At 38.8% G+C, this 24987-nt stretch carries 15 protein-coding genes; 9 read left to right on the forward strand and 6 right to left on the reverse strand.

All coding sequences use genetic code 11. The annotated features are described in order from the left end of the window. Positions 1-7: 7 nt before the first annotated feature. Positions 8-1450: a formylglycine-generating enzyme family protein gene (locus tag BLO34_RS02830; protein WP_090752417.1), complete on the reverse strand. Its 1443-nt coding sequence runs from the start codon at positions 1448-1450 to the stop codon at positions 8-10. 15 nt (positions 1451-1465) lie between these two features. After that, positions 1466-3232, reverse strand: coding sequence for a hypothetical protein (locus tag BLO34_RS02835; RefSeq protein WP_090752418.1), 1767 nt, complete (start codon positions 3230-3232; stop codon positions 1466-1468). A 271-nt stretch (positions 3233-3503) separates the two neighbouring features. Here BLO34_RS02835 and BLO34_RS02840 point away from each other — a divergent pair, with 271 nt between their 5' ends. The 4 genes from BLO34_RS02840 to BLO34_RS02855 all read left to right on the forward strand — a co-directional run bounded on the left by BLO34_RS02840 (position 3504) and on the right by BLO34_RS02855 (position 14779). Further along, positions 3504-6743, forward strand: a complete 3240-nt coding sequence (locus tag BLO34_RS02840) for a S41 family peptidase (protein WP_090752420.1) — start codon at positions 3504-3506, stop codon at positions 6741-6743. Positions 6744-6942: 199 nt separating this feature from the next. After that, the gene (locus tag BLO34_RS02845; RefSeq protein WP_090752422.1) at positions 6943-10578 is read left to right on the forward strand and encodes a CheR family methyltransferase; all 3636 of its coding nucleotides are present in this window, start codon (positions 6943-6945) and stop codon (positions 10576-10578) included. A 273-nt stretch (positions 10579-10851) separates the two neighbouring features. Next, the gene (locus BLO34_RS02850; RefSeq protein WP_157686632.1) at positions 10852-13695 is read left to right on the forward strand and encodes a T9SS type B sorting domain-containing protein; all 2844 of its coding nucleotides are present in this window, start codon (positions 10852-10854) and stop codon (positions 13693-13695) included. A 196-nt stretch (positions 13696-13891) separates the two neighbouring features. Then, a complete protein-coding gene (locus BLO34_RS02855; protein WP_090752425.1) occupies positions 13892-14779 on the forward strand; it encodes an SdiA-regulated domain-containing protein in 888 nt (295 codons plus the stop codon). Positions 14780-15106: 327 nt separating this feature from the next. Here BLO34_RS02855 and BLO34_RS14650 read toward each other — a convergent pair whose 3' ends face one another. Next, positions 15107-15268 (reverse strand): hypothetical protein, encoded by a 162-nt coding sequence (locus BLO34_RS14650; RefSeq protein ID WP_172823945.1) that lies wholly within the window; start codon positions 15266-15268, stop codon positions 15107-15109. A gap of 106 nt (positions 15269-15374) precedes the next feature. Between BLO34_RS14650 and BLO34_RS02860 the strand changes: the two genes are divergently transcribed. Then, the gene (locus tag BLO34_RS02860; RefSeq protein ID WP_090752426.1) at positions 15375-16247 is read left to right on the forward strand and encodes an SdiA-regulated domain-containing protein; all 873 of its coding nucleotides are present in this window, start codon (positions 15375-15377) and stop codon (positions 16245-16247) included. Between the two features lie 71 nt (positions 16248-16318). Here the strand turns inward: BLO34_RS02860 and BLO34_RS02865 are convergent, their stop codons facing one another. After that, positions 16319-16873 (reverse strand): DUF421 domain-containing protein, encoded by a 555-nt coding sequence (locus BLO34_RS02865; protein WP_090752428.1) that lies wholly within the window; start codon positions 16871-16873, stop codon positions 16319-16321. Between the two features lie 319 nt (positions 16874-17192). Between BLO34_RS02865 and BLO34_RS02870 the strand changes: the two genes are divergently transcribed. Beyond that, complete coding sequence (locus tag BLO34_RS02870) at positions 17193-17864, forward strand: phosphatase PAP2 family protein (protein ID WP_231959543.1); 672 nt, start codon at positions 17193-17195, stop codon at positions 17862-17864. Between the two features lie 108 nt (positions 17865-17972). Here BLO34_RS02870 and BLO34_RS02875 read toward each other — a convergent pair whose 3' ends face one another. Beyond that, a complete protein-coding gene (locus BLO34_RS02875) occupies positions 17973-19838 on the reverse strand; it encodes a solute:sodium symporter family transporter (protein ID WP_090752431.1) in 1866 nt (621 codons plus the stop codon). Positions 19839-20441: 603 nt separating this feature from the next. On the opposite strand from BLO34_RS02875, the gene BLO34_RS02880 reads away from it, so the two are divergent. The 3 genes from BLO34_RS02880 to rimK all read left to right on the forward strand — a co-directional run bounded on the left by BLO34_RS02880 (position 20442) and on the right by rimK (position 24101). After that, positions 20442-22295: a sensor histidine kinase gene (locus BLO34_RS02880; RefSeq protein ID WP_172823946.1), complete on the forward strand. Its 1854-nt coding sequence runs from the start codon at positions 20442-20444 to the stop codon at positions 22293-22295. 15 nt (positions 22296-22310) lie between these two features. Beyond that, positions 22311-23018, forward strand: a complete 708-nt coding sequence (locus BLO34_RS02885) for a LytR/AlgR family response regulator transcription factor (RefSeq protein ID WP_090752433.1) — start codon at positions 22311-22313, stop codon at positions 23016-23018. Between the two features lie 207 nt (positions 23019-23225). After that, positions 23226-24101, forward strand: coding sequence for a 30S ribosomal protein S6--L-glutamate ligase (gene rimK, locus BLO34_RS02890; protein WP_090752435.1), 876 nt, complete (start codon positions 23226-23228; stop codon positions 24099-24101). Positions 24102-24230: 129 nt separating this feature from the next. On the opposite strand, the gene BLO34_RS02895 is transcribed toward rimK, so the two are convergent. Further along, on the reverse strand, positions 24231-24986 hold the full coding sequence (locus BLO34_RS02895) for a sulfite exporter TauE/SafE family protein (RefSeq protein WP_090752436.1): 756 nt from the start codon (positions 24984-24986) through the stop codon (positions 24231-24233). Position 24987: the final 1 nt, after the last annotated feature.

Consider the following 24987-nt stretch of genomic DNA (forward strand, 5'->3'; position numbering starts at 1 on the left):
TTGGGATTTATCTGCGGTCCAATACAAGTCTAAGTCCAAAGTCTGAGCCTGCGAGTCCAGGCTTGGCACTATTTCTCACATCGACACTTCTTTGCTTACTCTTACTATCAAAGGATCCGCCGCGTAAGACATTCTCAGTACCACTAGTCGGGCCTTCTGGATTATCAAGTGGCGCCACCTCATAATAATCAGGATCGTAATAATCTTTACACCATTCGTATAAATTACCAGTCATATCATAAATACCTAAAACATTTGGGTCTTCTTGACCTATGGTCGCTGGCTCATCACGATCTCTTCTTTTCATCAGACTTTTATAAAAACGATTACCTGCAGAAAAAATACCGTCATCACCGCTATTATCTTCATTAGCCGAACCCTGCCTGCCGCCACGTGCGGCATATTCCCATTCTGCCTCAGTCGGCAATCTATAATTAAGACCAGTCAGGTCGTTAAGTTTAGAGATAAAACCCATCGCAATGTCATGAGAAATACCACTTACTGCGATTCTTTTATTTCTTACGGCCTGACCAACACGGTCTGGATTGACAACGGCAAGATATTGCTCAAAGGTTACCTCGTAAATACCAATTTGAAAATCCCGAACCCGTACCTCGTGTACAGGTAATGAAGGATCTTCATCTGCTTTTCTGGTAGTTTCGCCACCCATTTCGAATGATCCGCCTTCTACTAGAATCATTTCATCTGCTATACTTCTAATCACTGCTGCAACTTCTGCTTGTTTTGCAAGCCTAGTATCTGCTATTCTAACCATATCACAGGCTATAGCATTACCGTCACTACACGACTGATCCAATTGTGCTTTTGCTCTTGAGAAATCCTGTAGCTCTAGTGCCTGTGCTCCAGCAAGTAGATCTTCAATCCCAACATTCAAACTTTTGTATTCCTTATTAATGTTATAGATATCAGTCAATTTCTCTATGGGAGCACTTTCCTCAAAGTTTTTGACATATTGAGAGGATAACTCATCTATTAAACGGATATTCTTAACCCTTTCAGTCAATGAACCTTGAAGGGTAGAGTTGTCGATACCAGACCCACTAGAATTAGATTGTGGTACTCTACTCAAGGCATCGCTTTGACTCGATGTTTGTCCCATCGAAACTATCATCGACATGGCTGCGCCCATGCTTGATGATGAAGAGACTTGTTGAGAATATAAAGGCGACTGTCGTGAAACAATAGAATTTTGATTCTCCATCTTATAAATTTTGTCACGATTTAAGATCTCCAGATACATGACGGTAGAGTTGGTGCTTCCCAACATTTCTTTCACAGTTTCAAGATGTTCTAGACTACTGTTGTAGTTACGGTTTTGAAAATCGGTCTCAGCTTCAGAAAATTCAATTTTTGCCAGCGGACTTTGAGCAAAGCAAATTGTGAATGAACATAAAAGGGTTAGGAGTGAGCAGGTAAATTTTTTGAGCATTATATAAAAATTGAATTAATTATTTTTCTTTTTAACGGGAACAGATTCTCCCCAGAAATCATCTTCATTGGAACTTGATTTTTTCTTTTTGGCGGTGATTTTTTTCTTAGGCTTTACGGTTGTCTTATTGGTTTTCACAGTTTCTCCCCAGAAATCAGAGGAAGCATTTTTAGCTGGTTTTTTTGAAGTTTTAGCTTTTTTCTTCTTTTTACTAGAAACTGGATTTCCCCAAAAGTCTGTGGACGGTGCTTCATTACCTAAATCACTGACAATGGCATCTGACGGCACATCAAAAACCTCTGCGATGCTAATGATTTCTACCGTAACTCCATTTTTAGAGAATTCTTTAGTCAAATCTGATAATGCAGCATAAGCGTCATCATAAGTGTTGAAATAACCTACTAATGCAATACTAGAGGTATTCACCTTAGGAATTTTTCCCAACGTACTGTTCAAAAAAGGCCAGCTTCCATCACTGTATCGATTTACAGCAATGACATCACTTACCGTAATTTCTGGATTTTCTTCCTCTAATGTGGCAGGCTCAAAGTGAGTGGTAAAAAAGTATGCCGTACTTAAGGATTGTGAGGTAGCAGAGTTAGGGTAAGTAATCGCTGGTAATTTGGAATATGCATCTTTGCGCTCCACAATAAGTTTATCAAAATAAGCCTTGCGCTCTGCTGCTATTCGAGCCTCTTCTCTTGCGATGGCTTCCTGCCGTTCCCGTTCTTCACGTTTGGCTTGACCATTCGCGATCAATCCACCTATGAGATTTGCAGCACCTGTAACAACTGACGTTGCATCTAAATTACCCGAAGCGATAGAACTGGCCACTGCATAACTGGTCTGTGCGATTCCCGTTGCCAGTTGATCACCAGCAAAATACTGTGCCGTCATTTGCATGACTTCTGCATTTTGTGCGTACAGTTGTTGCTTTAGTGCTTCAGTTTGCTGTTGTCTTTGTATATGCGCTTGTTGCAACCTTGCTTGCTCTGATGCCTGGCTATTTAGGTCTGCCTGAGACTCTCCATTACGCGCGTATTGTCTAACATACTTTTGCCCTTCATAGGATTTTGTGTAGTCAGGTCTCACCTGGTTTTGCGCGGTTGCCGTGCTGGAGCTGCGCGATGAGGAACTGCTCATAAAATCATTAGATTGATCGATGGCATAAGAGTTGTCGGCAGTTGAACTCTGTGATCCTTTATTTGAAGAATTCTTTTTGTAGGATTGCTTGTCTAAAAACTGCTGGATAAAAACCTCTGTATTGGGTTGTCTTGCATCTGTAATAGTAACGCTTGATATGGCAAAATCAGATAAGTTGTGAGGCGTAGAGCTCGTGTTATCAGCCACCCGAAACGCTTGACCTCCTGATCCAGCGCCAAAACTTCCAGTCAAAACCTGACCGTTTACTAAGGCCACACGAGCCTGAATTATGTGTGATTGAGTTATGGCAGGCCCATTCCCGCTGTAATCATTATAGGGATAGATTTTACCTTTGTAGGCATAGCCAGAAGAACTCAAACTGCTGGAACCTATAACCACGCTACCCATAACAAACCACAATTTATCATCTTTTGCAGCGCCTGGAGAATTATCCCATTTGTATTCGTTTTGTGCTTTGCTTTTAAAAACTACATTACTCAATACAGCCCCATCTTGATTAACACCACCATAACTGGAAACGGTATAGGAATCGGTAAAGTCTTGACTGAAAGAGTGGTTAATGATGAATAAAGTAGCCGCAGTAAAACATGTAATTTTAACTAACAAAGAATAATTCATAAAGATGTTTTTTAATTAAATGCCAGTCAACTGTTCTGTTATTTCTGTGATAATTCTCCTCGGATTTACCGAATTGCCAAAATAATCATAAAATGAATGCAACGCCATACCCTTTTTGGGGTATATTTTCTCCATTCCTTTCGACTTTTACGCTTTCGCGAAAGCGAACTAATCCACCAATTCATTTTTATTTTACTGGCACGTTGTTCAAAAGAAACGCACAGTTCCAATATTCGTTTTTGAATTATCTTGCTGACTATAATTCAAGTCAATGAAAAATTTACTCTTTCTCTTTTCGTTTTGTGTATCCATTATAGCTGCAGCTCAAAACGATGCTGGTTGGTTGCGACACAGTTCCATTTCTCCAGATGGATCTCAGATTGCGTTTACCTATAAAGGTGATTTGTACAAGGTCTCTTCCAATGGCGGTAATGCCCAACAATTGACATTTCATCAAGCGCATGATTATATGGCCGTATGGAGCAAGGATGGGAAAAGCATTGCTTTTGCCTCTAATCGTTACGGCAATTTTGATGTCTATGTAATGAGTGCTAATGGCGGTGGCGCAACTCGTATGACGTATCACTCGAGCGATGAGGAGCCTTACACATTTAGTGCAGATGGATCACAAATCTATTTCGGCGGTTTGCGTCAGGACACCGCTCAACACAGACAATTCCCTACAGGATCACAACCTGAGGTGTACACCGTACCTGTTGCCGGTGGACGAGTAAACCAATTGTTTACTATTCCTGCAGAAGCTCTTGCCGTCAACAGCGATGGGACGACCATCTTGTACCACGATAAAAAAGGTGGTGAGAACGACTGGCGTAAACATCATACCTCAAGTATAGCCAGGGATTTATGGTCATATGATTTGGCTGCCGATAAGCACACAATGCTAACGAATTATAACGGTGAAGACCGCCAACCAGTTTATGGAGATGATGACCAGACGGTTTATTATTTAAGCGAACAAAGCGGCAGTTTCAACGTTTACAAAATGGACTTGAACAATCCTACCAAATCCACCCAACTAACTGACTTTAAAACACACCCAGTACGATTTTTAAGTTATGGAAATGGTACGTTGAGCTTTGGTTACGATGGTAAATTGTACACCATGAAAGAAGGCGAGCAACCACAGAAATTGGCCGTCAATATAACAACTCAAGAAATAGGCAATAGCGACAAGTTTATTTCAGTAAATGGTGGTGTACAGGAAATGGCAGTGTCACCTAATGGTAAGGAAATTGCCTTTATCGCTCGCGGCGAGGTGTTTGTCACTTCAGTCGAGGAATCATTTACAAAGAGATTGACCAACACTCCTGAAGCGGAGGAATTCGTGACTTGGGGACCTGATGGGAAATCGGTGGTTTATAGCAGTGAGCGTAATGGAAAATGGAGTATCTATAAAACCGAAATACAACGCAAAGAAGAGCCTTTCTTTTTTGCATCCACCTTGCTTAAGGAAACTCCGGTAATTGAAAATGAGAAGGACAATTATCTAGCGAGATACTCACCTGATGGTAAGAAGATCGCATTTATAGAAGATCGAAAAACGCTTAAAGTAAAAGATGTGAAATCTGGTGATGAGGTAACGCTGCTAACTCCAGAAGAGCTTTTTCATATGAGCGATGGTGATAAGTACTTTAGATGGAGTCCCGACAGTAAATGGTTGTTAGTAGATTGGAGCCTTTCCTTAAGTAATAGCGATGTATTGCTCATGGCAGCAAACGGTTCCAAAAGAGTCAATCTTAATGATAGTGGTTATTACGATTCCAATCCAGTATGGGTCAATGATGGAAAACAGATGCTTTGGTTTTCAAATAGAGATGGCTTGAAATCTTATGCCACCAGTGGTTCTACTCAAAGCGATGTGTACAGTATGTTCTTTACTCAAGATGCTTGGGATGAATTCAATTTGAGTGAGGAAGAATATGACTTGATGAAAGAAATCAAAAAGCTTTCAGAAAAGAAGTCTGATGACGACAAGGACGATAAAAAGAAAGACAAAAAGGATAAGGATAAAAAAGAAGATGAGCCTGTAAAGGATTTGACCTTCGATTGGGATGAGATAAAGGATCGTGTCAAGAAATTCACGATTCATTCTTCTAACTTGAATGACGCAGTTCTTTCTAAGGAAAATGACAAATTATACTATCTCACAAGATTTGAGGATAAGCTGGATTTATGGGAAACCGATTTGCGCACTCAAGAAACTAAAATGAAAATGAAATTAGGTGCATCCTCAGGGAATCTGGAATGGGATGCAGATCGAGACAACCTCTTTTTACTCAGCAGTGGAAAGATCTCTAAAATTGATCCTGAAAAGGAGAAGAAAGAAGGCGTGGACATCTCTGGTGAGATGGAATATGATGCCGTTGCAGAACGTCAGGCGATGTTTGACCACGTGTGGCTGCGTACCAATAAAATCTTTTACCATTCAAATTTTCACGGTATCGATTGGGACCAGATGAAAACCGAATATGAAAAGCACCTGCCTTACATAGGCAACAGCACAGAGTTTGCAGAGTTACTTTCTGAAATGCTGGGCGAGCTCAACGTTTCTCATGCTGGCGCCAAAGGCGCTAGTTACTCCATAGATAATGAGGATGAAACCGCATCGCTAGGAATCTTCATGGATTACAATTACAAGGATAACGGAATCAAAATCGAGGAAATCCTCACAGCAGGACCACTTGATAAGGCAAAATTTGATATTAAGCCAGGAATGGTGATCGAGAAAATCGACGGTCAGGAAATCCAGTCCAGTGCTGATGTTGCGAGATACTTGAACCGTAAGAAAGACAAGTTCACCTTATTGGAGATTAGCGACCCAGATAAAAAGGAGAATATGGTTGTTACTGTAAAGCCTATTTCGCTAGGTGAGGAACGTGGTCTACTATATAAACGTTGGGTAAAAACCAATGAGAAAGAAGTTGCTGAAAAGAGTAACGGCAAGTTGGGTTATGTGCATATTCCAGGAATGAGCGATGGTCCATACCGTGATGTCTATGATAAGATGATGGGTAAATATCACGGTCGCGATGGTGTTATTGTAGATACCAGATTCAATGGCGGCGGCGATCTAGTGGCAGATCTAGCTGCATTTTTTACGGGCCAGCCATTTATCACGTATGCCACAGAGCAGAAAGTAGTTGGTGGTGAACCTACCTCGCGATGGACTAAACCTACACTTGCAATGATTAACGAGGCACAATACAGTGATGGTCATTGTTTTGCTGCAGGATATAGTGATCTCAAGATTGGAACTACCGTAGGTATGCCTACACCTGGAACCTGCAGTTTTGCGGGTTGGGAACGCTTGCCAGATGGCTCTCGTTGGGGCGTTGTGCCGGTAAGTGCAAAGGATATCAACGGCGACTGGATGGAAAATAACCAGACTAATCCCATGATTCAAGTAAAAAATACGCCTGCTAGTATTAGCAAAGGTATTGACGAGCAGTTGGATCGTGCTATCAAGGAATTAATGAAAGAAGTAGAGTAGTGGTTGAATGAGTTCGCTTTCGCGAAAGCGAGATAAATTAAATCTCTCATAACTTCATATTTACTTTTGAATTCTATGGTGCCGCAATGTTCACGTTTTTAATTCTTTGAATGCTATTTGTTAAACAATCTAACATTAAGTGCTCTCATATAGTAAAGTTTGGTAAAATTGTAGGATTTTTACGAATAATTTCTTGCCAATGAATCCTAAAACTGAGCCAAAAGACAAACATATTATTGTTGCCATAGGAGCCAGTGCTGGTGGATTACAAGCGCTAACAGAATTCTTTAGCAATATTCCAGAAAAAAGCCCGTATAGTTTTATAATAGTCCAGCACCTATCGCCAGATTATAAAAGCTTTACAGATGAGCTGCTTTCTAAGAAAACCTCCATCCCAATCACAGAAGCTGTTGATGGTGATGAATTTATCAAGCATCATATTTACGTAGTTCCCTCTGCGAAAAATATAAAATTAGAGAACAAAAAAATAAAATTGGTCGATAAGCCATCTGGTAAAAAGCTCAATCTTCCTATCGATATCTTTTTTGAATCATTGGCACTTAACTATAAGGAAGATGCCGTTGCGATTATAGTAAGTGGTACTGGAGGCGATGGATCCAGTGGTATTAAATATATCAAGGCAAATGGTGGTCTTGTAATGGTACAGCAATTGGATCAGGCAAAATTCCAGGGAATGCCTCAAAGTGCCATCAGTACCAATCTTGCAGATTTTGTCCTTCCTGTAGAAGAAATGTATCAGGAGATTGAAGAATTCTTTTCTTCACCTAGTCTAATGGATGCATCGCAGGAGTTTGCCAATGTCGATGAAAAAAGCCTCAAACATATTCTCGATCTTATTCAGGAATCAACAGATCTGGATTTCAACCAATATAAAAAGCCGACGCTTCTAAGACGCATGAGCCGCAGGATGAAAATCTTGCAAATGACATCCATACGTGATTATTATAATTACTTAGAGGATCATCCAGATGAGGTAGATCAATTACATAAAGATTTTTTAATAGGTGTTACTAAATTCTTTAGAGATAAAGGTGCGTGGGATGTAATGCGCAAGCATGTTATTCCAGAACTGGTCAAATTCAAAAATCCTGGTGAGGAAATTAAAATATGGGATGTAGGTTGTAATACGGGTGAGGAAACCTATACGCTCGCTATGCTCATTTTTGAGGAATGCAAAAAGCAGGAGCGCAATCTTAAGCTTAAGATTTTTGCAACAGACATTTCTCAAGAACATCTAGATATAGCAGGAAAAGGACTTTATGAGCCTAATCAACTGGCTGATATGGACGTGAGCTATATCGCATCTTATTTTAGCAAACAAGAGAATGATAGTTATAAGATAAACGACAAGATCAGAAGATCTGTTTTGTTTACCAACCATAATATCATCAAGGATCCACCATTTAGCAATGTGGATATGGTATTGTGTCGCAACCTATTAATTTACCTTCAAAATCCTGTACAACAACGTGTCTTAAAGGTCTTGCATTACAGCTTGAAATTGGATGGTTTTCTAATGTTGGGACCAAGCGAGAATTTAGGAACTGAACAGAAATATTACGAGGATCTAAGCCGTAAGTGGAAGATATTCCGCAATGTGAAGACGACTCATAGAAGTCGCAATAGACATATCAAAGATATTAGTGCTTTTAATTTCACCTCTGAAACGCAAAAGAAAAAGAAATCTTCTGAAGCTCCAGAAATTTCTGAAAGATCCCGACGTCGTCGTAAGGCAGAAGAATCCTTAAGTGCAGCAATTCTTGAACAGTTTAGCGCAACCACCATTCAAATTGATAATAAATTCAACATCATCGAGGCTAGAGGTAACCTCGCTCGATATGCACAATTTCCAGAACAAGGATTTACAACAGATCTATTAAAGATTCTTCCAGATGATTTTGAGATTCCTGTCAAAACAGCGGTTAGCAAGGCAAGAAAATCAGAGTCACGTATTATTTATGAGAAGATTTTTGTAAATGTTGCGAACAGAGATGAGAAAAGTCTTGTAGATATCATGGTGTTGCCACTCACCCATTCAGAGATGGGCAAGGAAGAAAATTATGTAGTGACCATCATCGAGCGTGATTTGGCAGAAGCTGATAATACCATTATCCAGACAGCTTCCATGAGCGAAACGGCCGCAAATCGCATTACAGATCTTGAGGAAGAACTGGAACAAGTCAAGTCAGATTTAAATCGTGCGATTGAAGAGACAGAAACAAGTAATGAAGAGCTGCAAGCTAGTAATGAAGAATTACTAGCAAGCAATGAAGAATTGCAAAGTACGAATGAAGAGCTGCAAAGTGTTAATGAAGAACTGCATACCGTTAACAATGAACACATCCAGAAAATGGATGAATTGGCATCGCTCAATGCAGATATGGATAACCTATTGACGAGTACAGATATAGGTGTTGTTTATCTAGACAGGGATTTGATGATACGCAAATTCACGCCATCCATCAAAGAACACTTCAGTTTACTAAAACAGGATGTAGGTCGACACATTGATAATTTCACGCTCAACTTTGGAGATAAAAAAGATGATGATCTTGTTGAGATTGCTAAAAAGGTAATTGAGACTGGTGAGAGTGTAGATAAACGTATCGTAAGTAAAAGTGGCCGTCACTTCTTAAAAAGAATCAACCCATTCTGGGGTGTGAGTAAAGAAATAGAAGGAGTCGTAATTGGCTTTATAGATATTGAAGAAATACACTTATCGCAAGAAAGCCTAAAACGTAGTGAGAAGAAATTCAAGGATTTCTATGATTCAGATCCAGTGATGCACGCAAGTGTCAATCCAAATACTGGAATTCTTCTAGAGTGTAACGTAAAGTTCTACAAGCGTTTGGGCTTCACTAATAAAAAGCAAGTTATAGGTAAATCTATTTTTAACTTTATTCCTGAAAATAGTAAATCCAAAGCCAGTAAAGCTATTGAAACAGTGCGCAAAGTAGGTGAGGTAAGAAATTTTGAAGTAGAGTTCAAATCAAAATCTGGTGAACATATTCCCGTATTATTAAACTCCAATCTTAAAAAAGCTCCAGACGGCACTGAATCGACGCGTAGTACTTTAATGGATATTTCTCAAATCAAAAAGATCGAGAATCAACTGCGTGCTCAGAAAAAGGAGTTGATCCATACGAATAAAGAACTGGAGCAATTTGTATCGATCTGTTCCCACGATTTACAGGAACCGTTGAGTACAATTCGATTTGGTAGTGATTTCCTAATGAACAAGTTCAATGATCAATTAGGAGAGAAAGCCAAAGAGTACGTCTCTTATATCCATGATGCTTCGGGTAGGTTGAGTGACCAGATTAAGGCATTGTTGGAGCACAGCAAATTAGGACAGAATGCTGAAAAAACAGATGTCAAAATTGATGAGTTGATTGAAGTTGTCAAGTATGATCTTTCCCAGAAAATAGAATCCAGCAAGGCGACGATTCATAATGGAAAACTTCCCAACATTAAAGGCTACAAAACAGAACTTAGGTTATTGTTTCAGAACTTGATAAGTAACGCTATCAAATATTCTAAGGAAGGTGTGGCACCAGATATACGCATTTCATCGTTCCAGGATGGCGGTTTCAATGTATTCACGGTTACAGATAATGGTTTGGGAATTGCAGAGGATGATCTGGAAAACATTTTCACCATTTTCAATCGCGGTAATGCCAGGCACAAACAGTCAGGAACCGGTGTTGGCCTTGCTCACTGTGAAAAGATTGTCAAGCTTCACGATGGTAAAATCTGGGCAGATTCTAAGCTAGGAGTTGGTAGTACCTTCCATTTTAAGTTGAAGAGAAACTAGCATTTCAGCCGTAATTATCTTGTTGGTATGATGTTGAAATATTTCGCTTTCGCGAAAGCGAACTCACATCATCATCTGTGCAAATAGTTAACTTTAGTTATTTATTTCATTAATATTCATAGTGAGTTTGTGCTGTTTGGATATTGAATCCGATAATAAAATCGATTAAGTGTAATAATACGCTGTATTTCAACCTTTAATCGATGTTTATGATTGCTTTGACCTATTTTTGTTTTGTGTACATCGTTGTACACAGGCTCGAATAGCGATCACTTGAAATACACGATACATTTATTTACTACGCTACTAGTTCTGGCTGGAATGATATCCAAGCCAGACAGTGTTGCTGTTGGAACTTTTCCCAGTGACTTAAATGAAACACGTCCGGTTGCCGCGTCCATATCTTGTCCATCTGACATAGTCGTGAGTGCAGATCCTGGCGAATGTGGAGCTGTTGTGAATTTTCCTGATGCGACGATAAGCGGAGTCACTTCTAAGGAACAGATCATTTTAACTTTCAATGGCGATAATAATTTTGCGGTAACTTATGAAGAGCAAGGTATGCGCCTTGATGGGATTGATCGGGATCATATTGATGCGCCGCAGTCTCTTTCATGTGACAATAAACAAGGAGCTTTGATCCACGCAAATACTGGAAATACATGGAGTTATAATAATGGTGAGCCTTTCACACCTAATCGGGTTTACGTTTGTACTACCAATATGAAATTTTCAACAGGCGATTGCGGGACAGAATTTATTCCAACAGAAACAGGCGACGTAGATTTTCCAGACACACCTGAATGGCAAAACATTACCTCTATGAAGTGGGTTGAGACCGGTGGTCTAGTAGACACCAGCATCGATAACTTCAGATTCACACCTACGGCGATTAAACAAACAGATGGATTGGAATCTGGTTGCTTCTTTCCTGTTGGGACTACTCCCGTTACTTTCACCGCGATTGGAGATGACGGTGTTGAAACCAGTTGTACGTTCAACGTCACGGTTCTTGATGAGGAAAATCCGCAATTTACCGTCCGTAATATCACATTGTCACTAAATAATAGCTCATCTGTGTCTATTGATTCTGCAGATGTGTTGGATGGTCCAGCTTCTGATAATTGCGGGATTGATCGTATTGAATTGAGTAGAGATACGTTTTTCTGTAGTGATGCTGGAGAAAATAGTGTTGAGGTAACTGTAACAGATGTTAATGGAAATACTACAAGAGATACCGCTATTGTTACCATTTCAGGTGATGGGAGTTCTGGAGCCATAGACGATATTCCAGACGGCAATTATTGTGATCGATTCACTTTTCCAGAAATCACTGGGAACGATTTATCTGGAACTGAGGCGTTCTACACACAGCCCGACGGCAACGGGACAAGATTTGTTACCGGTGACAGCATCGACTATGATGATGTAGAAACTTATCCATTGACCTTTTATATTTATGGTGAACCAGACAGCACCGCGGGCTGTCAAAGTCAGGAATCCTTTCAAGTAACGATCAATGCTACACCATTGTTAGATTCAATGGCAGAAGTTCTGGTCTGTGAGACCTACGTTTTTCCTGAAATAACAGGAACAAAACTATCTGGAAACGAAGCCTATTATACAGAACCTGATGGGAACGGTACGAGATATAACGAGGGCGATACAATTCATGTGGACAAAACCTTGAATTATCCACTGACGATTTATATCTATGACGAGAATACCAGCAATTGCTCTACACAAACCGATTTTCAATTGGATTTGACTGTTTGTGATGTTACGGTAACCGTAGATGCATCCACAACTTCCATCTGTGATAATGATACGGAAATGGTTATTTTGAACGCATTGCCATCGCCATCAGATAATAATGAAGAGTACACATATGAATGGCGTAGGAATGGAGACGCCAGCGTTTTTGCTACTACTCAACAAATTGAAGTATTACCGTCCGTTACAACTACATATCAGGTTACCGCAACTGATCCAGCCAGCAGAGCTGCAATATCAAGCGCCACAGAAGAAATTGAAATAACAGTAGACGAAGCGCCCATTGCAGCGGCAGATATCAAAATGGAACTATGTGATGAGCCTACCAACGGTCTGGGAAGTGAACCCATCAACTTAACGGATTATGACAACGAGATCACGATGGGAATCAATGATTTACAAATCACCTACCATCAAACTCAAAATGATGCCGATAATTCGATCAATCCTATGGCTTCAGCTGTAGAAATAACAACAGGTGAAACCTCGTTTTTTGCTCGGGTTACCAATGCAACATCAGGCTGCTATACTACTACAAGTCTAAGCTTTGAATTGTTTGCAGCGCCAGATCTAATAATTGATCCTACATCGGTTTCTTTGTGTGCCGCAGGTGCTGGAGGTTTTTTGACAACTACTATAACTACAAACTTATCTGTGGATGACTATGACTTCATCTGGACTGTAGAACGAGACGACAATTCTGAAACATTATCCAATACAGATGCAGAACTAGAAGTAAATGAAGCTGGAATTTATAGGGTAGAGGTTATTAATAAAACGACCGGCTGTACGGCGAGCGATATAGCTGTAGTAGAAACCATTCAGGATCCTATTGAAGCTACTGCAACAGCAGAATTAACTGCTGTGCTCGATAATCATGTCATAAATATAGAGATTCAAGCACCGTCAGGTTACGATGCTAGTTATCAAGTTATGTTGGATAATGGTTTATGGTTTGATATGAATCAAGTCAATGATAGATTCACTTATACCTATCGTGGTGTTGAAACCGGTAACGGAATTCACGAGATCAACCTGAGAGATACCGGTGGCTGTTGGACCCAAACAATAGAGGTTATCACGCTGGGAATCCCGCAATTTGTTACGCCTAACGACGACGGCTATAACGATTACTGGAATATCAAAGGACTGGAAGTGCTCGAGCAAGATTCAAAACTGTTTGTATTTGATCGATATGGGAAACTATTGGCAGACTTGTCGATTCAATCTCAAGGCTGGAACGGTATATTTAATGGAGAACCCTTACCATCTAACGATTATTGGTATCGATTGGAATTAGAAAACGGCAGCGTTGTCAAAGGTCATTTTTCCCTAAAGCGATAGGCTGATTTTCTAGATCACTCTTAATGGTCACCGCGGTTTTGTCCTTACAACTTCAAATTTGCTATATGCTAGGTATTAAAGCACTGCTTTGTAAATCGGTTGAAATGGAGAGTTAATCCCAGATCATTTAGAATTACTTAACAGCGATTCCGTTTCAAAAAACTACAGATCGTGGATATTTGTATAAAGTGAAAATATGAAAAGCGTCAAAGCGACCGTAGCCGTTGTGATTTTTAGTATGATTTTGATCGCTGTTTTGGCGTATGTGCTTGTATCGCACAATAAACCTATACAAGCATCAGAAAATTATAAAATAGTCAAGACCTGGCCACTTGCTAGAGAACTGGAAGAGATCAGCGCCATTACGTGGTTGTCAGACAACACGATAGCTTGCGTACAGGATGAGGACGGACTCATCTTCATATATGACTTGCAACAGTCTAAGATAATTGACCGTATCAATTTTGCTGGACCTGGTGATTATGAAGGTATAGCTGTGATCAATGACGATGCTTATGTGATGCGCAGCGATGGTAGATTGTATAAAGTGTCACGCTTTCGCGAAAGCGAACAAAAATCTACCTCTCATTTTCAAACCAACTTCACGGCAAGGAATGACATGGAATCGCTCGCTACAGATGCGAACGGCAATATGTTGCTGACCATTCCCAAGAAAAAAGACAAAAACGAAAACTCCAAAGGAATTTATCAGATCAATCCTACCACTGAAAAAACATCTACAAGCCCATTCATCACTATCAAAATGAATGATAGCCTGTTTTCCAGGGATGAGCAAAAGGCTGTACGCACAAGATTTAGCCCATCTGACATAGCGGTACACCCACAAACAGGAGACTTTTATATGATTGAAGGTATTCACCCAAAATTGATGGTGCTGGACAGAGAAGGTTCTGTTAGGGATATTATTTTTCTGGATACCAAAAACTTTGCTCAACCTGAAGGTATTACCATAACTCCAGAAGGTAGAATTTTTATTGCCAATGAAGGAAATGCTGGAATAGCAACCATTCATGAGGTGAATATTGTTATTGACGGTGATATACAACTAACTGAAAAACAATAAATTAAATACTCAATGTAAAATTAAGGTTAACTAAATGTATATTTAAGGTATATTATTTTATCTTTATGATCTAATATTTTAATTATGAGACCTTACAGAACGCAAGTTGTGAAGAGAGAAGGAAGAGTCTCTCGAATTGAAAGACTGGTTGCGAACCTTAGAACATACGGCAAGAAATGTCGTGCTTTTTATCAAGTAGCAACTATGACGTAAGCTTTTAGATAAGTTTAGAATTGCGAGCCTAACGATATCATGTCATTAGGCTCGCGATTTTTTTAAATGCTTTTGAACCTCTGATTTGAGGATATCTCAAAAACAATTTTGAATTTATTCAGGGTTTTCCTTGCTGGCTTTCAAGGCTTTTTGAAGATTTTTCAAGCGCTCTGCTCGAGCCTCTTTATCGGCTTTTAGTTTGCTTTTCTTCCTTTTGATGAGTTTGGAATGTTTGCTTTTATTTTTGGTATTCTTTTCTTTTCCAGATTTTCCCATGACCAGATTTCGGTTTATTAAAAATAAGCGTACTGCTATCCCTATTTTTTCACTTTAGGTTTAATTTTTGATGCTTCGTTTATAAATATTGCAATTTTACACTCTTATGAAAACCCTTAAATATACGATTACAGCGGCCTTGATACTTTCACTAGCCATTATCGTGCTAGCTTTTCAAGGTTTGGGAACTGATGATGAACCATTTAAGGTTAATGAATCTGCAGAATATAAGGTAGTTCAGAAATGGGAAATGCCAGGCTACTTGAAAGAAATAAGCGGTATCGCTTGGCTTCCAGATGGCACTATGGCCTGCGTTCAGGATGAGGAAGGTGAGATATTTATCTATGACCTCAAGAGTGAAAAAATCGTGCAGAACATCCATTTTGCAGATAACGGAGATTATGAAGGCATTGCAGTGAACAAAGGTACAGCCTATGTGATGCGTAGCGATGGGAAGATCTTTGAGGTAGAACGCTTTCGCGAAAGCGGAAACTCTAAAACATTGACATATCAAACCGAGTTTTCTTCCAAAAACAACATGGAAACATTGGCTATGAGTAGTGATGGGAATTATCTAATAACAGCTCCAAAGGATCGCGATAGAGTGGACGAGTTTAAAGGGATGTACAAGATCAATCTAGATTCCAGAAAAATAGATGCTCAACCAATGGTCAAGATCAATATGGAAGATGACGCATTTGTCGACTATCTAGAAAAGAAAGTTTATAAAACGTTTAGTCCATCAGATGCTGCGGTGAATCCAGTAACAGGAGAGTTTTACATATTAGAAGGAATCGACCCAAAATTGGTGATTCTCAAGAAGGATGGAACCATAAAAAAGGTGATCGAACTTGACGACAATGAGTTCAAACAGCCTGAAGGAATAACCTTTAGTAAAGATGGAAAACTTTATATTTCCAATGAGTCAAGTAAGAAAACAAAAGCCAATATCCTACAAGTAGAACTATCAACTGATTAGTTTTAATTGATAAATCATATAGTTATAGTATAAAAGCCATTTTTTCAATAATCGAAAAAGTGGCTTTATTATTAAACAAACTCTTCCTTATCCGTATCCAGAAAATCCAATAATCTAGATTCTAGATCAGTTTCTGGATCGCCATGTAGAACACTAACATCGCCGGTGCTTTCAAAGACAACGGCTTTAACTTCATCAAATTTCAACACGTTTGCTTCGCGCAGTTTTGCTATGAGCTCTGATCTATGAAGGTTGGTTTTGGCAAGGTTTTCTTCGATGATTTTACCGTTTGCCATTAATAGAATAGGAGCATTGGTAGCTGTTTTTCTAAACCACTTGGAATATCGTTGTAGATACGCAAACGCAACCTGAAAGAGAATAATAGCTATTAATGCAACAGCACCATTACCTATAGAGGTTGATGGTGAAATGGAAACAGATGCCAAAATACTACCTATGGCAATCGTCGTAGCAAAATCAAAACTGGTCATTTTTGAGAAGGTCCTCAATCCAGCAATTCTAGTGATAAGAATTAGAACAAGGAAGATTACAATGACGCTTATAACAATAATGGTAGCTGCTGATGCATCCCAATAAAGCCAGTCTTTTAGATTAGATAATTTCATAGTTTTTTAATTTAGTAATCTGTGTTTTAAATTTTACAAACGCTCAGAGTTGATTATTTCCTCAGTTATGATAAAGCTGAATTTCCGATTATTTCAAAAGCTAGCATCATAATTAAATTGTAAGTCTTTTCAAACAAAAGCAAATTTTAGAAGTAAGTAATAGAAGTTACAATTCGGTTATAGACTTAGACCAGCCTTGTGAAAATATTAGAAATGCTGTAATGCTAATCGGCTTAGTTTTGTCGATTGGAAATTAATGTCGATGCAAAAACAATTACTTAAACTTCTCAGGTACCTAAAGAACTTTCTCTCTCGAACAATGGAGAGATATGATGACCGTCTTGCCTACATCATTATTGTTGTAATTACCAGCGTTGCTTTCGTTGGTGGCGTCAAGTTATTCATTAAGTTGACTGAGGTTTTGAAGTCAGAATATCTGGCCAACTACGATCGCTCCATTTCTGAATACATCCAGCAATATCGCACTCCAGCACTCACTGATTATTTTGTTTTTGTTACAAATATGGGGGATACGGTAGGTTATCTGATCGCATTCACCACGTGTACTTTGTTGTTTTACTTTTTTTTCAAAAGCTGGAAATACGTTTTACAATTTGCGATGGTCATGGTTCTCGCACTTAGTTCAAATTTGATATTGAAACAGGCGATCAATCGAGCCAGACCAGATGCAGAACATCTTGTAACGGTAGAAACCCTGAGTTATCCCAGCGGTCACGCCATGATGGCGATGGCATTTTATGGATTGCTTATTTATTTTGTGTTTCAGTTTTCGATCAGCAAAATCTTTAGGACAACCCTTATTTTACTGCTCTTAATTCTCATTTTAAGCATTGGTATTAGTAGAATCTACTTAGGCGTACACTTTCCGTCAGACGTTGCAGGCGGCTTCATTGCCGGATTCATATGGGTTGTATTTTGTATAATGATTTTCAATCTGATCAAGATTTTCAAACGAGATCCTGCGACCTAGATCGGGACGATTACTTGTGTTGTTAGTGTTTGACTTTAGTTCGCTTTCGCGAAAGCGATATAATCATCCATACTTTTGCCAACGAAATCTGTTTGTAATAAAAAGGAGCTATGAGAAAATTACATAGCTGGCGCAAACCACGACGATGATAATCACGCTAACCCAACGAGCATGTCTCCATGGTGTAATATCGACTTGTTTTGTAAACTGTAATTCAAACGCCACAGACCGTGGATTCATTTTCCCTATGAGTAGCATGATCAGGACATTGAGTACAAACAGGATCGCCATGACGTGCAGAAAATGTGGGTAGGCGCTTACTTTAATCTCGTTCACTCGCTGTGAAAATAAGCTGCTCGATTCCAGATAGCTTTCTGGCAAGTCGACTAATTGCTCACTAGCGTTCATTTGTATTTTATTGATAGATCCTATTATGGTAGCAGTGTTTGTCTCCAGATTCTCATCTGTTCTTAATCTATTTAAATTGATTAAGGTTGTGGTGTACAGACTGTCTGTTGGAGAATTAAATTGATTGATTTCAGTTGATATATTATTTGATAGAGCCAGAAGTTCAGTTTTGTTATTTTCAAATTCCTTGCTAATCATATAAGGTTTGAGAGCAAACTGGCTGATGCTATAAAGCACGACACCTGCGATTAGGGCAATGTTTGCAGCTTTGGCAGGTACGTATTTAGTAAGATAGCCTACAACGATAATGGTCAAAATTGGAATGCTATAACAGCCATTAATTTCCTGTAAATAACCAAAAAGTCCATCTGGTGCATTTGCTATGAACGGCGCCACGAACATGGAGAGAAATGCCAGGAATATTCCAAAGGTTTTCCCAGCCTTAACCACTTGCTTTTCTGGAGCATCTTTTTTGATATATTGTTTATAGATATCAATACCAAACAAAGTAACACTACTATTAAGTGCACTGTTGAACGAACTAAGAATAGCACCAAACAAAACCGCGGCAAAAAAGCCGACGAGCGACGCAGGCAGTACTCTGGTAACCAGTTTGGGATAGGCCTCATCAGGTACAGCTAGATCACCACTAAACAAATGATAGGCGATGATTCCCGGTAATACCACGATGAGTGGTCCCAAAATTTTGATCATCGCGGCATAGAGCATTCCTTTTTGACCTTCTTTGAGATTTTTGGCTCCTAATGCACGCTGTATAATGGCCTGATTGGTTCCCCAATAAAAGAGCTGTACCAACATCATTCCTGTAAATATCGTAGCAAAAGGTATGCTACTATCTGCGCTACCAATCGCGTCAAATTTTTCTGGATGTTCACTTAATAGCCGATCGATTCCAGCGCTAATACTATTGTTGCCTATTTCTAGTAACCCAAAAACCGGTATCATCAATCCACCAATCAATAAACCTACAGCATTGATCGTATCTGAAACAGCAACGGCTTTCAAACCACCGAAAATCGCATAAATGGACCCTATAATTCCTATAGCAAAAACCGTGATCCATAAGGCTGAGGATTTAGTAACGCCCAATAGTGCTGGTACATCAAACATGGTATTTATCGCCAGTGCACCGCTGTAGAGAACTATAGGCAAAAGAACTACCACATAACCAGATAAAAACAAAGCTGATGTAATGGCTTTGGTACTTTTATTAAAACGTGTTTCTAGAAAGGTAGGAATTGTTGTTATGCCACCTTTTAAATATCGAGGTAATAGGAATAAAGCGGTGACAACAATCGCAATGGCAGCAAGCGTTTCCCAAGCCATTACTAGAATTCCCTCGCGGTACGCGCTTCCATTAAGCCCTACGATCTGTTCTGTACTTAGGTTGGTCAATAGTAGTGATCCTGCAATCACAACTCCTGTCAGACTACGGCCACCTAGAAAATAACCTTCTGAAGAGGATTCATCTGTCTTGCGAGTAGCGAAATATGATACTATCGCGACCAGCGCCGTAAAACCTACAAAGGATAAAATCTGTAACATAATATTGAGTTGGGTTGGAAGCTACCATCAGCACTAGCAGTGGATGACAAGCATTTTAGATCTGGTTATTATAGTATTTATAAAATTGAGAGCTGTAACGATCAAATGGATGGAGTTGATTCAAATGTGTGGTCTAAAATACTGAAATCACTTTTAAGCCATATGTATGTGTCAAATAATGAATAGATAAGACAAGTGCATGAACTATCTCTTTTATGATTGTTGATAGTAGTTTTCAAAAATTTTACGGATAAGCTCAAGTCAAATTATTAGAGCACTCATCACTATATCTGCTAAAAATTAGAACGCAATACTATTTGATTTTCTTAGAATATCAATAGATAATCCTACCGGCAACCGATCAGCAACAGTAGTTCTGTGAAGTAATTATTGGTTTTTGTGAAGTAACCATTTAATAGTAAAGGGTCAAAATCAAATGATCTTAATAAAGAATATATTTATGGGAATGGTTCTATATCTTAGAATTTTGCTCAACATCAAATGATCTTTCGATTTCTTAACAACTTCTTGCTGTGTTGGCTGAAAAATGCTGTAGCAATTTTCGGTGTTTTATTTCTCTTGACATCTTGGCAAACTCAAGAATTGAAGGTAAACTCTCGGGATGATTTTGATAAGGTTAATATGAAACGCGAACAGCTGCAAAAGCAATTTGCAGACTCTAATGTTTTCATTATTTCTGATTCTTATCTAAAGTCATTTATGAATGCTCGCGTATGGGCGACTAAAAATGGAACAGAAAAAGAAAAAAATCTAGCCGATTATAACATCCTTTTTTACCACTATAACCATCAAGATAGCGACAAGGTAATTTCTATAGCAAATGCCTTGCTTAGCCGTCCTAATTTTATGGAAATGAAGGAGTCAGTGAGAACGCTAGAAGCGCTCAATTCTTCCTATAACCGTAAGGGATTTTATAACCGGCAATTAGATGTTCTTCCCATCTTGATTGCTCAGAATGAGAAGTTTGATTACTACGTATTTCAACCAGAGTATAGCGATTCTTACGAAGTGGGAATGATTTATTACAACCTCAATCAGTTTTCACGAGCCCGACAAAACTTTGAAATACAGGCAGAATTATTTAAAGATAATAATCGAAATTTCATGTATGCCAGTATGATGAACAACATCGCCTTGACTTATGAAGGCGAGAAGGATTTCAATAATGCGGTAGAGAAATTTCAGGAAGCATCAAGAATTGTTGATGAGTCCATGGATGAAGAGAATCCTTATTTCAATAGAGAATACAAGGGACACTTTAAAAATGTCATTGAATCTAATATTGCCAGTATACGATTGAAGCAAGGAGAACTTGCTCAATTGGAGCCGGTTTTTCTCAAGGAATTGAAATCAAGTCAACTGGTAGGTGAGCCTAGAATCACCATTCAATGTTATCTACACTTGTCTAAATTGAGTATGCTGCAAAATGATGTTTCACAAGCGCTTAGATATAATGATAGCGCACTATCGCTGGAACGTGAATTTAAAAACCCCAGCATTCGTGCAAATATTCTTTCGGTGCGAAGCAGCATTTTTTTAATGCAAAATAAAGTGGCAGAATCTTATGATCTGGAATTACGGTCAGATGATATTAAAGATTCACTGATCTCGATCGCTACCCAGAGAAATATGGAAGAAGCATCGCTTAATTATGATTTTGTAAAAGCAAGAAAAGAAATTGCAGAAGCAAATTTATTACTACAGGAAAAGAACAAAATTGAATGGATGCAATGGATTATTCTAGGAATATCCACCATTCTGATCATCACCTTCATTACCCTATTTATAAGAACTCGGAAAGCAAGAAAACTATCAGAAGAACAAAGTAGAAAACTCAAAATCGCGGCAGATGAAAAGGAGCTCATGCTTTATGAAATACACCACAGAATAAAGAATAATTTACAAACCGTATCTGGAATCTTGGACTTGAAGACCAGTCAGTTGTCAAATCCAGAATTCACAGCTGCAATCAATGAGTCACAGCAACTGATACAGACTATGAATATGGTTCACGATCAGCTTTATGAATATGGCGAGGATACCATTGTAGACATGCAGGAGCACTTTGTCAATATATGCCAGGGAATTACCAGTCAACATACTGATAAGGAAATATCACTTCACGTTAGCTCGCGCGATGTCGTTATTCCTACACGTGATGCGATTCCGCTGGGTCTAATTTTGTGTGAGTTGGTTACCAATAGCATGAAGCACGGTTTTAATAAGAAGAACACCGGTAGAATAACAGTATTTCTAAAGAAGGAACTTGCACAATATATTTTTAAATACAAGGACAATGGCTCTGCGACTGAAAAGAATGTGGAAGATCAGTCAAATAGCGTTGGGCTTAATTTAATCGCGATGCTTGTGGAAGAATTGGATGGCAAGATGGAAACAAGTTTTCAGCAAGGCTTCAAATTTGAAATGAAATTTTAGAATAGAAAAGTGAATATGAAACTTAGAGTTTATGTTGTAGAAGATATGGGTGTGGCGAGAGCTAGTATAATCAATGCTCTTACTCGTGGTGGTCATAACGTTACGGGAAGCGCTACCAGTGCAGAATCTGCATGGATGGAAATACAGCAAATAATTCCTGATTTAGTGTTGATCGACATTAACCTCAAAGGTTCAAAAGATGGCATATGGTTAGGACAAAAAGTCAAGAATCAATATAAAACTATGGTGATATTCTTGACAGCCTCTAGTAATAATGATCATTTAGCAAAGATTGCCAGCATGGATGCAGACGGTTATCTCATGAAACCCTTCAATAATCCCAGTCTTCTTACCATGATTGATATGGCCGCAAGGAGAAGATCATCTTCCCAAACTGATATTTCAAAAAAAGAAGAAACCACCACCTTTCTAAAATCCAAAACAGGTCTACATAAAGTAATAATTTCAGATATCGTTTATCTGCAGTCAGAAGCAAACAATGTGCATGTCTTCTTGACCAACAACAAGTACATGACAAGAGCAAAACTGAGTGATTTAGCTGCAGATTTAGAATTGCCCATTAGTTTCATTAGAATCCACAGACGTTACCTGGTGAACAAATCAAAAATTAAAACCATTCATAGCAATAGCATCATCATGTCTACAGACGTGGAGTTGCCTATCTCAAAGAAGTTTTCAGAAGACATTAAATCTCTAATCTAAAGGCTGGTCAAGTGTTTTTATAGATTGATATATGTCGCTTTCGCGAAAGCGTAATTCTTCTCGTCTCCATTGCTCAAAAAGTTTTGAATTTTTCCCTACGATCAATTTCGAGATCTAAAATAAACCGCAACAGAATTTTTTTACAACTTATAATTGGGATCGTTGGCATGAATTAGCCTTATATTTTCCAACACTAAAAAAAGAACTATGAGAATTGCAGTATTGTCGGCAAACCCCAATTTATATTCTACAAAAAGACTGGTTGAAGCCGGGAAAAAGAAAGGCCATGAGATGTTGATCATTGATCATACTAAATGTAACCTAGTCATTGAAAAGAAAAACCCGACGATTATATATAAAGGTAAAGTCCTAGAAAATATTGATGGTGTCATCCCTAGAATAGGAGCTTCTGTAACATTCTTTGGAACAGCAGTGGTGCGTCAATTTGAGATGATGAAAGTATTTTCATCTACAGAGTCTCAAGCACTAGTGCGATCAAGAGATAAATTGCGTAGTCTTCAAATTTTATCACGAGCTGGATTGGGCTTGCCTAAAACGGTTTTTAGTAACTATTCAAAAGATGTTAGCGAAGTAGTGGATGCAGTTGGCGGTGCGCCACTTGTTATCAAATTACTTGAGGGAACGCAAGGTATAGGAGTTGTACTTGCAGATAACAGAAATTCTGCTGAATCGATTCTTGAGGCTTTTAATGGGCTACAAGCTCGTGTGATTGCTCAGGAGTTTATAAAAGAAGCAGGTGGATCAGACATCCGTGTATTTATCGTCGATGGAGTAGTGGTAGGCGCCATGAAACGTCAAGGGAAAGAAGGCGAGTTTCGTTCTAATCTACATCGCGGCGGTAGCGCAAATATTATTGAATTAACAGACGAAGAAGAGAATGCAGCTCTAAAAGCAGCAAAAGCAATGGGTCTAGGAATTGCAGGTGTAGATATGTTACAGTCATCTCGCGGGCCGTTGATTCTTGAAGTTAATTCCTCTCCAGGATTGGAAGGCATAGAAGGTGCAACTGGCAAGGATATTGCGACACATATCATCAAATATATTGAGCGTAATGCTAATTAAGTGAGCATTTTCAATTAATAAAAAGCCACCATTAGGTGGCTTTTTTTTGTTTTAATCATTCTTGGTAATCCATTAGTTTCAAACTGGTTATTTATGATTTCGCTTTCGCGAAAGCGAAGTAATTCAACATCAGAGGTAAACTTGAAAGCCGTGCTGTAATATGATTTTAATTCCTACATAGAACACTAAAAGAGCAGTAAGAACTCCCAAAAATTTTAGATTGAACTTTTTACTAGATAGATAGGATCCCACAATGCCTCCTAAAATGACGGCTATGATTAATTGAAACATCACTTCAAAGTTCAATGAAAGTGTTCCAGCGATTTTTAATCCTATCAGTCCAGCAACAGAATTAACTAATATAAATACGGAAGCTAGTGATGCGATAATTCGTGGATTTGCCCACTTGAGTAAATTCAGTACAGGTGATAAAAAAATGCCACCGCCTATTCCAGAAACTCCTGAGAGTAACCCAATACCACCACCCAATAGTATTTTCTTTGAATTGGAAAGCTCTACAGTTTCTAATTTACTTTGAGCATATCTAAGCAACATGCTTATTCCTGCCAAAATCAAAGCTGTTCCCAATAAAATAAAGAAAGCCGTTTGTGACATTTGAATTTGCGCACCAATATATGCCAGCGGGACACTCAGTAAAAAAAATGGCCAGAGCAACTTGGGTTTCAAAATTCCGTTCTTAATGAAAACAAAAGTTCCTATCGCCACTACAAATATGTTGAGCAGTAATGCCGTGGAGCGGATTTCATAAAAATCTACAAGAACCAAACTCAAGATAGCGAGATAACTAGAACCGCCGCCGAAACCTACAGAGCTATACAAAAGCGCTACAAAAAAGAATATAAAAGGCAAATATTCCAGCGCCATA

Origin of the sequence: Nonlabens sp. Hel1_33_55 (genome assembly GCF_900101765.1) — a bacterium.
Taxonomy (GTDB): Bacteria; Bacteroidota; Bacteroidia; order Flavobacteriales; family Flavobacteriaceae; genus Nonlabens.